Here is a 14,596-nt window from a genome sequence, read left to right as displayed (position 1 = left end):
CACCAATGCAAAATGCTGACCAATAAGACAACTAATGTTCGGCATCTTGATGCCGCCATCGCGGGCAAGCCTTGCTCCCACAAGTGCAACGCCAAACCATGTGGAATCAGACCTTGCCCCAACAGATGGGCAGCACAACCTCATGGGAAGGCAAGCTTGCTTCACAAGTGCGACGCAATACCTGTGGGAGCAAGGCTTGCCCGCGATGAGGCCTTTGAGAACAATAAAGGTGCACTCTGCCTGCAAGCGCCACCCCCTGGTGCATCAGACCGAACGAAACGTTCGCGTCCCCCCATAGTCAGTAGCTCATGACCCCGCCCACGGTGACAGGCCCGCGATGCTCACTTTAATCAAGCAAGAAAAACTGCTGTTGCTGGCGCTGGTCGCCGCGTGTATCGCCTATCCGCTGGAGCACTGGCTGTTGGGCAGCGGGCAGATCGTCGCGTTGCTGGGTGGGTTGGTCCTGATCGGCTTCATCGTCGCGGCCTCCATGCGCGTGGCTCATCACGCCGAGCTGCTGGCGGAAAAGGTCGGCGATCCTTACGGCACCATGATCCTGACCCTGTCGGCGGTGCTGGTGGAGGTGGTGATCCTGGCGATCATGATGAGCAACGAAGCGTCCTCGACGTTAGTGCGAGACACGATCTACTCGGCGGTGATGCTCGACATCAACGGCATTCTCGGGCTCGCGGCGCTGATGGGCGGGATCAAGCATGGCGAGCAGGCTTACAACGACGATTCGGCGCGCACCTACAGCGTGATGATTCTCACCGCCATGGGGGTGTCGATGGTGGTACCGGAGTTCATTCCCCGCGAGAGCTGGAAAATGTATTCGGCATTTACCATCGGCGCGATGATCGTGTTGTACACCTTGTTCCTGCGCATGCAGGTCGGGCCTCACAGTTACTTCTTCAGTTACAGCTATCCGGAAAAACGCCGCAAGAAAGAGCCGGTGGAAAACGAGCCGAAACCCATCAGCCTGACGTTCTCCATCAGTGCGCTGGTGTTTGGCGTGGTGGTGATCGGGGCGCTGGCTGAAGTCATGTCCAAGGCCATCGACCTGGGCCTGGAAGGCTCGGGCGCGCCGCCAGTGGTCACGGCGATTCTGGTGGCCGCGATCTCCGCCGCGCCGGAAATCCTCACCGCCCTGCGCGCCGCTCTGGCCAATCGCATGCAATCGGTGGTGAACATCGCGCTGGGCGCTTCGCTGTCCACCGTGATCCTTACCGTGCCGGTGATGGAAGCCATGGCCCTCTACACCGGCCAACCCTTCCAGATGGCAATGACCCCGGTGCAGACGGTGATGATCTTTATCACCCTGATCGTCAGCGCGATCAACCTCAACGATGGCGAAACCAATGCCATTGAAGGCATGACCCACTTTGTGTTGTTCGCGACGTTTATCATGTTGTCGCTGTTGGGCCTCTAGAAGAGCATCGCGGGCAAGCCTTGCTCCCACAGTGAAGGGTGGGTGTTTATGCAGGCAGCCTCGCCGCGAGCCTGTGGGAGCAAGGCTTGCCCGCGATGGCGTCCGGTCAGGTGCCGGCGATCAATTCCCGCGCCGCCTGGCTGTGATCGGCAATCAACCCCTTCAAGTCCAACCCCTCGACCTGCCCGTCGATCACTCGCCATTGCCCGCCGATCATCACCCGATCCGCCCGGTCCGCGCCGCACAGCAGCAGGGCCGAGACCGGGTCGTGGCTGCCGGAGAAGCGCAGCTCATCGAGCTTGAACAGCGCCAGGTCGGCCTGCTTGCCCACCGCCAATTCGCCAATATCGCTGCGCCCGAGCAGTTGCGCTGAGCCCCGGGTCGCCCAGCCCAGTACGCGCGCCGGCGTGATCGCTGGCGCGCCGTAGCGCAGGCGCTGGATGTACAGCGCCTGTCGGGTTTCGAGGATCATGTTCGAGGCATCGTTGGACGCCGAACCGTCTACGCCCAAGCCCACGGGAGCGCCGGCGGCAGTCAGTTCCAGGGTCGGGCAAATGCCCGAGGCCAGGCGCATGTTCGAACTTGGGCAGTGACAGATGCCGGTGCCGGCGGCGCCGAGTCGGGCGATTTCATCCGGGTTGAAATGAATACCGTGGGCCAGCCAGGTACGTGGGCCGAGCCAGCCGACGCTGTCCAGGTAATCCACGGTGCGCAGGCCCAAACGTTGCAGGCAGAACGCTTCTTCATCGAGGGTTTCGGCCAGGTGCGTGTGCAAGCGTACGTCGAGTTTCTCCGCCAGTTCGGCACTGGCGCTCATGATCTGGGGCGTGACCGAAAACGGCGAGCAGGGCGCCAGGGCAATCTGGATCTGCGCGCCGTCGCCGCGTTCGTGGTACTCGGCGATCAAGCGCTGGCTGTCGGCGAGAATCACCTCGCCCTGCTGCACGGTCTGCTGCGGCGGCAAACCACCGTCGGCCTCACCCAGGCTCATGGAGCCGCGAGTCAGCATCGCGCGCATGCCCAGTTCACGGACACTTTGTACTTGTACGTCGATGGCCTGTTCCAAGCCCTGGGGAAACAGGTAATGGTGGTCGGCCGCCGTGGTGCAGCCCGACAGCAGCAACTCGGCCAAGGCCACTTTGCTCGCCAGGGCGAGTTTTTCCGGGGTCAGCCGCGCCCACACCGGGTAGAGGGTCTTCAGCCACGGGAACAACGGCTGGTTTACCACCGGCGCCCAGGCGCGGGTCAGGGTCTGGTAGAAGTGATGATGGGTGTTGATCAACCCCGGCAGGATCACATGCTCGCGGGCGTCGAAGATGTGGTCGCAGGGTAGGGCGGGTTGCTGGCCGGCGCTCAGCAGCTCGACGATCACACCGTCCTGCAGGACGAGACCGCCACGGGCATCGAGGTCGTTGGCAGTGAAAATGGCGAGGGGATTTTTTAACCAGGTACGGGTCGCAGGCATGGTGGCCGGCTCCTCTGAAAGTGGGTTCAGGTTAGCCAGCTCAGTGATGCCCTGTCTGCTGATCCAGGGTCGCCCGTTGGATAGGGCGAGGTGCGGAGTTTACTCAGGTTATGTTGCAGTTTTCCAGAGTCCGCCGAGATCAAAAATGTGGGAGCGAGCTTGCTCGCGATAGCGGTGGGTCAGTCAATACAAATATTGAATGTCAGTCCGCTATCGCGAGCAAGCTCGCTCCCACAGGGTTATTGGTGTTTCACAGGGTATCGGGGTGTTTACCAGGGAATTGTCTCGCCTTTGTAGTTGACGAAGTGATGCCCACCCTTGCCGGCGAAGGCATTGACCTGATCAATCAAGCCACGGGTGCTGGTCTCGACATCGATTTCCGCGCCTTCACCGCCCATGTCGGTCTTCACCCAGCCCGGGTGCAGCGACAGCACGGTCAATGACTGCTCGCCCAACTGGCTGACAAAGCTGTTGGTCATTGAGTTGAGCGCCGCCTTGCTGGCCTTGTACAGCGCCAGTTCCGGCGCGTCGGGCATGGTCACGCTGCCCAGCACCGAACTCATGAACGCCAGCACGCCGCTGCCGTCGCGGATCTGGCCGACGAAGCGTTGGGCCAGGTTGATCGGGGCCACGGCATTGGTGAAGAACAACTGGCCGACTTCCGCCAGCGTCGCGCCGCCCGGGTTCTGGTTGTCCGGGCCTTTGACGCCGGCGTTGACGAACAGCAGGTCGAAGGTCTCGCCCTTGAGCTGTTGGCTCAGGGCGATGACGGCTTGCTGATCGTCCATGTCGAGCTTTTCGATTCGCACCGGGCCCAGTGCCTTCAAAGCTTCTGCGTTCTGCGGGTTGCGCACGGTGGCGGTCACGTTCCAGCCATCGCTGAGCAGCGTCTTCACCAGGCCGAGGCCCAGGCCCCGGGAGGCGCCGATGATCAATGCGTTTCTTGCCGAAGTCATGAGGGGCATCCTTGAAAGAAAAAGGTCACGGGTTCAATGGACAACGTTGCCCGAGCCGTTGTTTCAGCTCGTGACGCAACGCGTCGAGTTCGGTCATGCGGGTTTCGATCAGGTTCAGCTTGTCTTGCAGCAATTGCGCTACGGCGCAGTCAGGATCCTGCGCCTGCCACAGGGCGGCGACGCTGTTGCCGATTTCGCTCAGGGTAAAGCCCAGGCGCTGGGCCGTCTTGATGTAGAGCACCAGTTGCACCATATCGGCGGGGTAGTGGCGATAGCCGTTGGCGCTGCGCTGCGCTGCGATCAGGCCCCGCTGTTCGTAGAAACGCAGGGTGTCTCGACTGACGGCGCAGGCCTGGGCTAACTCACCGATGCGCATTGTGGAACTCCAGAAGACTTGACCTTGGAGCATACCCCAGGCTTTAGCCTCTTCGCTCCCCCAATTATCTGGAGCAAAGGTATGTGGACTTCAATGCAATATCGCCGGGTGGTGCGCGGCAGCGCCTGGTACGACCTGATCGTGTCGGCCGCGCTGGCTACGCCGTGGAGCTTTGCGGCGCTGCATGGTGTATTGATGAGCATGACTCAGCTATTTGACCTGCCTGGAGAACTGCCGCCATTTGCGCCGGCGCACCTGCTGATGGTGAATTTGCTGGGCTCGATTGTCTGCGTGTGGGCGGTGCTGCGAATTCGGGATCCGCAGCCGCTGTATGGGCGCTATGACGCGGTGGGGCGGTTTTTGTTTGCGACCTGGATGCTGTATGCGTTGCTTCATGGGGCCAATGCGGTGTTGTGGGTTTTCCTGTTTTTCGAGGTGGTATGGGGGCTGGTTCAGGTGTTGCCTGTTCGGGCCTCATCGCGGGCAAGCCTTGCTCCCACAGGTCACTGAAAGTCTGTGGGGCTCATGAGCATCTGTGGGACTCATATGAAAATCTGTGGGAGCAAGGCTTGCCCGCGATAGGTACGCCGCGGTCTATCTCAATGCCCCGCCTGCCAAGGCTGCCCCAGCGATACCGGCGCATACAGGCGGGTGCGCACGGCATCCCGGGATAGCAGCACCAGCACCATAATGGTCGCGGCATACGGCAGCATCGCCAGCAGGCTCGATGGAATCGCCAGCCCTAACCCCTGGGCCACCAGGTGCAGGATGCTGGCGAGGCCGAACAGGTAGGCGCCCAGTAGCAGGCGCCACACCCGCCAACTGGCGAACACCACCAGCGCCAGGGCGATCCAGCCACGCCCGGCGCTCATGTTCTCGGCCCACATTGGCGTGTAGGCCAGCGACAGATAGGCGCCGGCCAACCCGGCCATGGCGCCGCCAAACAGCACCGCCAGGGTCCGCACCCGCAACACCGGCAGGCCCATGGCGCTGGCGGCATCGGGGTTCTCGCCGACGGCCTGGATGATCAATCCGGCGCGGCTTTTCATGATCACCCACGCCACCAGGGCAAACAGCGCGAAGGACAGGTAAACCAGCAGATCCTGGGCAAACAGCATCCGCCCGATCAACGGGATGTCACTCAGGTAGGGAATGGCCAGCGGTTCGAAACCCGCCAACGGTTTGCCGACCCAGGCCGCCCCGACAAAGCTCGACAGGCCCACGCCGAAAATCGTCAGCGCCAGCCCGGTGGCCACCTGATTGGCGTTGAACACCAGTGCCACCAGCGCGAACAATGCCGACAACAGCATCCCGGCGGCCATCGCCAGCAGCACGCCGAGCCAGAGGTTGCCGCTGTTGAACGCGACAATAAAACCGATCACCGCGCCGAACAGCATCATGCCTTCCTGGCCCAGGTTGAGGACGCCGCTTTTTTCGCAGACCAATTCACCCAGGGCCACCAGCAGCAGTGGTGTGCCGCAGCGGACCATGGCGTAGAAAATATTGCTCAACAGGTCGATGTCCATCACAGGGCTCCTGCCTGTACCGCAGTGGTTCGGGCGCGCCGGGTCCAGCGCAGGTTCAGGCGTGGCCGGTAGAGGATCAGCACGTCGCAGGCCAACAGGAAAAACAGCATCATCCCTTGGAACAACTGGGTGATCGCCTGGGGCAGGTTCAAGGACATCTGCGCGCTCTCGCCGCCGATATACAGCAAGGCCATCAACAAGCTGGCAAACAGAATGCCGATGGGATTGAGACGCCCGAGGAACGCCACGGTAATCGCCGCATAGCCGTAGCCCGGCGACACCTGCGGCACCAGTTGGCCGATCGGCCCGGTCACTTCGCAAACACCGGCCAGCCCGGCCAGCGCGCCGCTGATCAACAGCGCCAGCCATACCAGCGGCTTCTGACGAAAGCCGGCGAAACCGGCGGCGCGGGCGTCGAGGCCCAGCACCTTGATCTGGAAGCCGACGAAGCTTTTCTGCAGCAACACCCACACCGCCACCAGCGCCAGCAGGGCGAAATACAGCCCGGCATGGATGCGACCGTCCTCCAGCAGCAACGGCAGGCGACTGGCCTCGCCGAACATCGCCGACTCCGGGAAGTTGAAGCCCGCCGGATCTTTCAACGGCCCGTGAACGCAAAGCAGCAGCAGGTTCAGGGCGATGTAATTGAGCATGATGCTGGTCAGGATCTCGTTGGCATTGAAACGCGTGCGCAGCCACGCCGTGAGTCCGGCCCAGGCCGCCCCGGCCAGGGTGCCGGTCAGCAGGATCAACACCAATGCCCAGCGGCTTTGCACGCCGATGATGTTCACGGCCAAGGCGCTGCCGGCCAGGGCACCCAGCAGCAGTTGGCCTTCGGCGCCGATGTTCCAGATTCGCGCCTGATAAGCGACTGCCAGGCCGAGGGCGCACAACAGGATCGGCAAGGTCTTGACCAGCCATTCGGACACGCCGTACAGGTCGCTGATCGGGGCGATCAACAGGGTGTACAGCGTTTGCACCGGGTCATGTCCCAGGGCGATAAACAGCAGCGAGCCACAGCCCAGGGTCAACACGGCGGCCAATAGCGGCGAGCACCAGAGCATCAGGCGCGATTGCTGGCCGCGAGGTTCGAGAGAAAGCAGCATGTAAAACTCCGTTAAACCGGCGCGGGAGCAGGGGATTGAGGGGCGTCGAACTGGCCGGCCATCCAGCCGCCGACGTCGCTGAGGCGGGTCTCGACTGTGGGGCGCAAGGCCGACAGGCGTCCGCCGCACAAGGCACCGAGGCGGTCGCTGATCTGGAACAGTTCGTCGAGGTCTTCGGAGACCACCAGAATCGCCGCGCCCGCATCGCGCAGGGCGATCAGGGCGCGATGGATGGTCGCCGCCGCACCGACATCCACGCCCCAGGTCGGGTGCGCGGCCACCAGCAGTTTTGGCTGTTGGAGGATTTCCCGGCCGAGAATGAATTTCTGCAAGTTGCCCCCCGAAAGGCTGCGTGCCGGAGTTCGGGTGTCGGGTGTTTTCACGCCAAAGCGGCGGATGATTTCCTCGGCCAGGTGTTCGACCTGACGGCGTCGAATCAGCCCATGGCTGACCAGGCCCTGTTGGAAAGCGCTGAGCAAGGCGTTATCCGCCAGGCTCAATTGCGGCACGGCGCCGTGACCCAGGCGTTCGGCGGGGACGAATGCCAGTCCGAGCCGACGCCGGGCATCGGGGCGCAGGTGTGCGACAGGTTGTCCGTCGAATCGGATCGTTTCGCCTTGCTGGCGGGCAAGCGGAGTTTCTCCGCTGAGCAACGCCAACCATTCGTCCTGGCCGTTGCCCGCCACCCCGGCGATGCCGACGATTTCGCCGCTGCAAACCTCAAGGTCAATGTCCCGCAACGAACAGCCGAACGGGTCCGGGTTGTGCCAGGACAGCTTGTTGATGTTCAGGAAGGCTTTGTCTGCGCTGACCTTTGGGTAGTCCGTGATCAGTCCGGCGGCTTCACCAACCATCAATTGCGCCAACTCCCGGTCCGAGCAGTGCGCCGGGGTGCAATGCCCCGAAACCCGTCCGCCGCGCAGCACCGTGGCGCTGTGGCACAACGCGCGCACTTCTCCGAGCTTGTGGCTGATGAACAAGATGCTGCACCCCTCGCTCGCCAGGCGGCGCAGGGTCACAAACAGTTCTTCGGCTTCCGCGGGCGTGAGCACCGAGGTCGGCTCATCAAGAATCAATAGCCGAATGTCCTGCATCAGGCAGCGAATGATCTCTACCCGCTGGCGCTCGCCAATCGACAGGCTGTGGACCAGCCGCTGCGGTTCCAACGCCATGCCGTAGCGCTGGGAAACGTCGCGGATTCGAGATTCCAGCTGTGCTGGCGAACCGGCTGTCGCGCCCATCGCCAAGGCAATGTTCTGCGCAACGGTAAGGGTTTCGAACAGCGAGAAATGCTGGAACACCATGCCGATCCCCAGGCTGCGAGCCTGGGCCGGGTTACGCAGGTTGACGCGCTGGCCTTGCCAGATCACTTCACCCGAATCGGCAGCAGTAACGCCGTAGATAATCTTCATCAGGGTGCTTTTACCCGCACCGTTTTCGCCGAGCAGGGCGTGGATCTCGCCGGGCTGAATGCTCAGGTCGATGGCGTCGTTGGCCAGGCAACCAGGGTAGCGTTTGCTGATCTTGCGCAATTGCAGGCGCGCGGGGGAGTCGGGGTTGGACATGACAGGCTCGGGCCGATGGACAGGAATGCCTGTGGATAAAGCAATTTCCTGGCCATAAGGTCAGGAAATCGCCTTGGGTCTGGCGCTAGGGCCCTTGCATAGGGGCTAGGCAACTGCGATTGGAAAATTCTGCACCGGGTTGGAGCGCGCAAGTTTTACGCAGGCATAGGTTTGCCCTGAAATGGGTGGTTAAAAATTGAACAAGCGGCCGCGAGCCATGATCTTGTTGGGGCGGGAGGAGCCATGAACGGGTTATCCACAGGTTGCTCCACAGTTATTGTGCGCAAGCCGAAAACTCGGGCATAAGCACTGTGGGGCTTTCTTCTAAAGGTGATAACCCTGTGCAAGCGTTTGTTTTACGGATGGATTTGTTGGATGGGCAGGGCTTTGGACAAAAAATGAACAACCCTCTGAAACCCGCATGACAGAAGGGTTACAGAGGGATGTGCTCAGGTTATCCACAGTCGGGTGCACAGTGGATGTGGGCAAGTTGAACGATTGCGCGATGCCCTGAAAGGTTGCGAACCTCAACGCTCCAACAGGATCCGTCCACGGCTCAGGCCGGCCAGTTGCCTTTGCAAGATTTCGATGTGGGCTTCACCCACGGCCAATTGCAGGTCCACGCCATTGGCGGTGAAGTGTTCTTCATTCACCAGCCCGCCGCACTCGGCGACGCGCAGTTTCACCAGGGGCAGTTCGGCGAATCCGCAGCTACAGTGCAGCGGCACGCGGCTGATCAATTCGATTTTTTCGGCGTTTTGCAGGCATTTGTTCGCGCCGCCGCCATAAGCTCGGGCGAGCCCGCCGGTACCCAGTTGAATTCCGCCGTACCAGCGAATCACCAGCACCACGACTTGATCGCAGGCCTGGGCTTCGATCGCGGCCAGGATCGGCCGCCCAGCGGTGCCACCTGGCTCGCCATCGTCGTTGCTGCGGTATTGGTCACCGAGTTTCCAGGCCCAGCAATTGTGCGTGGCATCCAGGTCGCTGTGTTGCTCGATGAACGCTTGGGCATCGGCGGGGCTGGTGATGGGCGCGGCGAAGGTGATGAAGCGGCTTTTGCGAATTTCTTCGCGGTACTCGCAAAAACCGGCAAGGGTAAAGGGCATGGCGATCTTAAAGAGTGGGTGTCAGGCCGCAGCCCTTGAGAATGATGCGGATGAGATTGTCACCCGCGTCGATCATGTCTTGCTTGGTCAACTTGCTGCGACCGGTCACGCGACAGATCTGGGTGGCGAAGTCGGCGTAATGCTGGGTGCTGCCCCACAACAGGAAAATAAGGTGCACCGGGTCGATCGGGTCCATCTTGCCGGCGTCGATCCAGGCCTGGAACACGGCCGCCCGGCCATTGAACCAGGCGCGATAATCCTGGTTGAAGTACTCGGTCAGGCATTCGCCACCGCTGATCACTTCCATGGCAAACAACCGCGATGCCTGGGGTTGGCGACGAGAGAACTCCATTTTGGCGCGGATGTAGCGGCTCAAGGCTTCGGCTGGATCATCCTCGGCGGTGAGGGTATTGAAGGTGCTGTCCCACAATTCGATGATGTTGCTCAGCACCGCTACGTACAAGCCGAGTTTATTGGTGAAGTAATAATGCAGGTTCGCCTTGGGCAGCCCGGCCTTGAGGGCGATGGCGTTCATACTGGTGCCTTTGAACCCGTGGCGAGCGAATTCATCTTCGGCGGCCTTGAGGATCGTCTCTTCGTTCTTTTGACGAATGCGACTGGTGGGCTTGCCACTGTGGGCAGGGACTTCAAAGGTCATGGGCGTTTCCGGGCTGGGTCTGTGGGGCAAGCAACTGCGTTGATAGCGCACCGGCATCGATCCGACAAGTGCCATCACACTAAAAGCCAGCTAAACACCTGTGGGAGCGAGCTTGCTCGCGATAGCGGTTAGTCAGTCAGCGGTGATGTGGATGACCTATCGCCATCGCGAGCAAGGGGCGGAGGAGCTCAGCGGGTTGCCGCCAGGCTCTCGAGAAAACTCTCCAGCACCAGGTGAGGCCGGCGGCCCTTGCGCGTGACCGACGCCAGGCTCAGGTCATAGAACCGTGCCGCAGGTTTCAAGGCCCGCAACCGACCTTGCTGGACCCAGAGGCTGGCGTAGTGATCGGGGAGGTAACCGATGTAGCGCCCGGTGAGAATCAGGAACGCCATGCCTTCGCGGTCCGATGCACTGGCGGTGCAATTGAGCGCCTGGTAGTGGGCCTGGATCTCGGCCGGCAGGCGGAACGTGGGGGCGATGGCATCCTGGCTGTTGAGGCGAGCGTCGTCAAGCTGTTGGTCATCGACATAAAACAGCGGATGCCCGACCGCGCAGTACAGCAGCGATCGTTCACTGTACAGCGGTTGATATTCCAGCCCGGACAGCGCGCTGGCCTGGGGAACCACGCCGACATGCAAGCGCCCGTCGAGCACGCCTTGCTCGACTTCGTTGGGGGCGATCATGCGAATCTGGATCTGCACGTCGGGCCCGCGTTCTTTCAATTGCGCCAGGGCGTGGGTAATGCGCATGTGGGGCAGGGTGACCAGGTTGTCGGTCAGGCCGATGGTCAACTCTCCGCGCAAATGCTGGTGCAGGCCGTTGACCTCGGTGCGAAAGCTTTCCAGCGCGCTCAATAACTGCAACGCCGACTGGTACACCTCGCGCCCTTCTTCGGTCAGGGAAAAGCCCGCGCGCCCGCGCTGGCACAGACGCAAACCGAGGCGTTGTTCGAGGTCGCTCATCTGCTGGCTGATGGCCGAGCGGCCGATGCCCAGCACGGTTTCCGCCGCGGAGAACCCACCACATTCCACTACGCTTCGAAAAATGCGCAGCAGACGGATATCAAAGTCGCTGACCTGGGCCAGTGGATCGGGACGACGAGTGCTCATAGTTTAGTGATCCACCGACTGAAGGTTACAAAAGTTGGATTTCACCGACTTTATCGCCGTGGCAACTTAGCTGCAAGAACGCTTTCGATCCCCTGTCGCTTATGACCTGCGAGGTTTTGTCGATGAACATGCCCGAACACGCTGCCGGTTCCCTGGCCAGCCAGCTCAAGCTTGATGCTCACTGGATGCCTTACACCGCCAACCGCAATTTCCAGCGCGATCCACGCCTGATCGTCGCGGCCGAAGGCAGTTGGTTGGTGGACGACAAGGGTCGCAAGGTGTACGACTCGCTGTCGGGCCTGTGGACCTGCGGCGCCGGGCACACCCGCAAGGAAATCCAGGAAGCGGTCGCCAAGCAACTGGGCACCCTCGATTACTCGCCGGGCTTCCAGTACGGTCATCCGCTGTCCTTCCAGTTGGCGGAAAAAATCACCAGCCTGACCCCGGGCAATCTCAATCATGTGTTCTTTACCGATTCCGGCTCCGAGTGCGCCGACACCGCAGTGAAGATGGTCCGTGCCTACTGGCGTCTCAAGGGCCAGGCGACCAAGACCAAGATGATTGGGCGTGCCCGTGGTTATCACGGCGTGAACATCGCCGGCACCAGCCTCGGCGGTGTCAGCGGCAACCGCAAGCTGTTCGGCCAGGCGATGATGGATGTCGATCACTTGCCCCACACCTTGCTAGCCAGCAACGCTTATTCCCGTGGCATGCCGAAAGAGGGTGGCATCACCCTGGCCGATGAGTTGCTGAAGCTGATCGAGCTGCATGATGCGTCCAACATCGCCGCAGTGTTCGTCGAACCGATGGCGGGGTCGGCCGGCGTGCTGGTGCCGCCTGAGGGTTATCTCAAGCGCCTGCGGGAAATCTGCGACCAGCACAGCATTCTCTTGGTGTTCGACGAAGTGATTACCGGTTTCGGCCGCACGGGTTCGATGTTCGGTGCCGACAGTTTTGGCGTGACGCCGGACCTGATGTGCATCGCCAAGCAAGTTACCAATGGCGCGATCCCCATGGGCGCGGTGATTGCCAGCAGCGAGATCTACCAGACCTTCATGAACCAGCCGACGCCTGAGTACGCAGTGGAGTTCCCCCACGGCTACACCTACTCGGCGCACCCGGTGGCCTGTGCGGCCGGCTTGGCAGCGCTGGACCTGCTGCAGAAGGAAAACCTGGTGCAGAGCGTGGCCGAGATCGCCCCGCATTTCGAGAATGCGTTGCACGGTTTGAAGGGCGCGAAGAACGTCATCGATATTCGCAACTATGGCCTGGCCGGCGCGATCCAGATCGCCGGGCGCGATGGCGATGCCATTGTGCGTCCGTTCGAGGCCGGCATGGCGTTGTGGAAAGCCGGGTTCTATGTGCGCTTCGGCGGCGACACCCTGCAGTTCGGGCCTACGTTCAACAGCAAGCCGCAGGACCTGGATCGCCTGTTCGATGCGGTCGGTGAAGTGCTGAACAAGCTCGACTGACGCGTCCTTCTCTATAGCTTTCGATAGCGGGCGTCCGGTCACGGGCGCCTGTGGATAATTCTGGAGTCCCCATGAGCCTCATCCCGCATTTGATCAATGGCGAACTGCTGAGCGACAGCGCTCGCACCGCCGATGTGTTCAACCCGTCCACTGGCCAGGCCATCCATAAGGTGCCGTTGGCTGATCGCGCGACCATCCAGCAAGCCATCGACGCTGCCAAGGCGGCTTTCCCGGCCTGGCGCAATACGCCCGCGGCCAAGCGCGCGCAGGTGATGTTTCGTTTCAAGCAATTGCTGGAGCAGAACGAGTCGCGTATTGCCCAGTTGATCAGTGAAGAACACGGCAAAACGCTGGAAGACGCAGCCGGTGAGCTCAAGCGTGGCATCGAAAACGTCGAGTTCGCCTGTGCCGCGCCGGAAATTCTGAAGGGCGAATACAGCCGTAACGTCGGCCCGAACATCGACGCCTGGTCAGACTTCCAGCCTTTGGGCGTGGTGGCAGGTATCACCCCGTTCAACTTCCCGGCGATGGTGCCGCTGTGGATGTATCCGCTGGCGATCGTCTGCGGTAACTGCTTTATTCTCAAACCGTCCGAGCGTGACCCGAGTTCGACGCTGCTGATCGCCCAGTTGTTGTTGGAAGCCGGTTTGCCCAAGGGTGTACTGAGCGTGGTGCATGGCGACAAGGCTGCGGTGGACGCACTGATCGAAGCGCCGGAAGTGAAGGCACTGAGTTTTGTCGGTTCGACGCCGATTGCCGAATACATCTATGCCGAAGGGACCCGACGTGGCAAACGCGTCCAGGCGCTGGGTGGGGCGAAGAACCATGCGGTGCTGATGCCGGATGCCGATCTGGACAACGCCGTCAGTGCGCTGATGGGCGCGGCGTACGGTTCATGTGGTGAGCGTTGCATGGCGATTTCGGTGGCGGTGTGTGTTGGCGACCAAGTGGCGGATGCGCTGGTAGCCAAGTTGGTGCCGCAGATCAAGGCGCTGAAAATCGGTGCAGGTACGTCTTGCGGGTTGGACATGGGGCCACTCGTGACGGGGCAGCATCGCGACAAAGTCAGCGGCTATATAGAAGACGGTGTGGCGGCGGGTGCTTCGCTGGTGGTCGATGGTCGTGGTTTGAGCGTGGCCGGGCATGAGGAAGGTTTCTTCCTGGGTGGCTGCCTGTTTGATCGCGTGACACCGGAGATGCGTATCTATAAGGAAGAGATCTTCGGACCGGTGCTGTGCATCGTCAGGGTCAACAGCCTGGAAGAGGCGATGCAGTTGATCAACGATCACGAGTATGGCAACGGCACTTGCATCTTTACTCGCGACGGCGAAGCGGCGCGGTTGTTCTGCGACGAGATCGAGGTCGGCATGGTGGGCGTCAACGTTCCATTGCCGGTGCCTGTGGCCTACCACAGCTTTGGCGGTTGGAAGCGTTCGCTGTTCGGCGACCTGCACGCCTATGGCCCGGACGGCGTGCGTTTCTATACCCGTCGCAAGGCGATTACCCAGCGCTGGCCGCAACGTGCCAGCCATGAGGCTTCACAGTTCGCTTTCCCTAGCTTGTAATCGGTCAGTGAAGAGGCCGGCGTCCTTGGGCGCCGGCCTCTGTGTTTATGGGGCTTTTTGGCTGATGTGACAGAATTGTGAAAATAGGTGTTGACGGCAGATTCTGGACGTCTATAATTCGCCCCAATTCCGGCGCAGTCGAAACGAAAAACTCCTTGAGATTCAATGAGTTAAGTAGGTTTTGAAGGGGTTTGGCTTCAGTTCATCGAGGCCTGGAAGGAGCAGATAGAGCAGTGTTGTTTGGCTCTATCAGCGGTTCG

The 14,596-nt window shown here is 61.2% G+C and carries 13 protein-coding genes; 4 read left to right on the top strand and 9 right to left on the bottom strand.

Annotated features, from left to right (window positions below; all coding sequences use genetic code 11):
• Positions 1-337: 337 nt before the first annotated feature.
• Entirely contained in the window at positions 338-1,429 is a 1,092-nt protein-coding gene (locus tag AC3A5O_RS28240) for a calcium:cation antiporter (RefSeq protein WP_305482549.1), read from the top strand.
• Between the two features lie 106 nt (positions 1,430-1,535).
• Here the strand turns inward: AC3A5O_RS28240 and AC3A5O_RS28235 are convergent, their stop codons facing one another.
• From AC3A5O_RS28235 to AC3A5O_RS28225, 3 genes are all read right to left on the bottom strand, one after another.
• Entirely contained in the window at positions 1,536-2,894 is a 1,359-nt protein-coding gene (locus AC3A5O_RS28235) for an 8-oxoguanine deaminase (protein ID WP_487753996.1), read from the bottom strand.
• A gap of 269 nt (positions 2,895-3,163) precedes the next feature.
• The gene (locus AC3A5O_RS28230) at positions 3,164-3,850 is read right to left on the bottom strand and encodes an SDR family oxidoreductase (RefSeq protein ID WP_122567204.1); all 687 of its coding nucleotides are present in this window, start codon (positions 3,848-3,850) and stop codon (positions 3,164-3,166) included.
• A gap of 25 nt (positions 3,851-3,875) precedes the next feature.
• Complete coding sequence (locus AC3A5O_RS28225) at positions 3,876-4,226, bottom strand: MerR family transcriptional regulator (protein WP_122567203.1); 351 nt, start codon at positions 4,224-4,226, stop codon at positions 3,876-3,878.
• Between the two features lie 81 nt (positions 4,227-4,307).
• On the opposite strand from AC3A5O_RS28225, the gene AC3A5O_RS28220 reads away from it, so the two are divergent.
• On the top strand, positions 4,308-4,736 hold the full coding sequence (locus AC3A5O_RS28220) for a hypothetical protein (protein ID WP_305469579.1): 429 nt from the start codon (positions 4,308-4,310) through the stop codon (positions 4,734-4,736).
• A gap of 89 nt (positions 4,737-4,825) precedes the next feature.
• On the opposite strand, the gene AC3A5O_RS28215 is transcribed toward AC3A5O_RS28220, so the two are convergent.
• The 6 genes from AC3A5O_RS28215 to AC3A5O_RS28190 form a co-directional block, all read right to left on the bottom strand.
• Positions 4,826-5,752, bottom strand: a complete 927-nt coding sequence (locus tag AC3A5O_RS28215) for an ABC transporter permease (protein WP_122567201.1) — start codon at positions 5,750-5,752, stop codon at positions 4,826-4,828.
• Positions 5,752-6,858 (bottom strand): ABC transporter permease, encoded by a 1,107-nt coding sequence (locus AC3A5O_RS28210; RefSeq protein WP_487753995.1) that lies wholly within the window; start codon positions 6,856-6,858, stop codon positions 5,752-5,754. The genes AC3A5O_RS28215 and AC3A5O_RS28210 overlap by 1 nt, the downstream gene beginning before the upstream one ends.
• Before the next feature lie 11 nt (positions 6,859-6,869).
• Entirely contained in the window at positions 6,870-8,423 is a 1,554-nt protein-coding gene (locus AC3A5O_RS28205; protein WP_487753994.1) for an ABC transporter ATP-binding protein, read from the bottom strand.
• A 527-nt stretch (positions 8,424-8,950) separates the two neighbouring features.
• Positions 8,951-9,532 (bottom strand): IMPACT family protein, encoded by a 582-nt coding sequence (locus tag AC3A5O_RS28200; protein ID WP_122567198.1) that lies wholly within the window; start codon positions 9,530-9,532, stop codon positions 8,951-8,953.
• 7 nt (positions 9,533-9,539) lie between these two features.
• The gene (locus AC3A5O_RS28195; RefSeq protein WP_122567197.1) at positions 9,540-10,190 is read right to left on the bottom strand and encodes a TetR/AcrR family transcriptional regulator; all 651 of its coding nucleotides are present in this window, start codon (positions 10,188-10,190) and stop codon (positions 9,540-9,542) included.
• A 188-nt stretch (positions 10,191-10,378) separates the two neighbouring features.
• Entirely contained in the window at positions 10,379-11,299 is a 921-nt protein-coding gene (locus AC3A5O_RS28190) for a LysR family transcriptional regulator (protein WP_487753993.1), read from the bottom strand.
• A 122-nt stretch (positions 11,300-11,421) separates the two neighbouring features.
• Between AC3A5O_RS28190 and aptA the strand changes: the two genes are divergently transcribed.
• Both aptA and AC3A5O_RS28180 read left to right on the top strand, forming a co-directional pair.
• Entirely contained in the window at positions 11,422-12,771 is a 1,350-nt protein-coding gene (gene aptA, locus AC3A5O_RS28185; RefSeq protein WP_305469589.1) for an omega-aminotransferase AptA, read from the top strand.
• A 71-nt stretch (positions 12,772-12,842) separates the two neighbouring features.
• On the top strand, positions 12,843-14,336 hold the full coding sequence (locus AC3A5O_RS28180) for a CoA-acylating methylmalonate-semialdehyde dehydrogenase (protein ID WP_025211667.1): 1,494 nt from the start codon (positions 12,843-12,845) through the stop codon (positions 14,334-14,336).
• The last annotated feature ends 260 nt before the right edge of the window (positions 14,337-14,596 follow it).

This window comes from Pseudomonas sp. Soil_N_39 (assembly GCF_057655955.1).
This window is presented reverse-complemented; position numbering and strand designations above follow the sequence as displayed.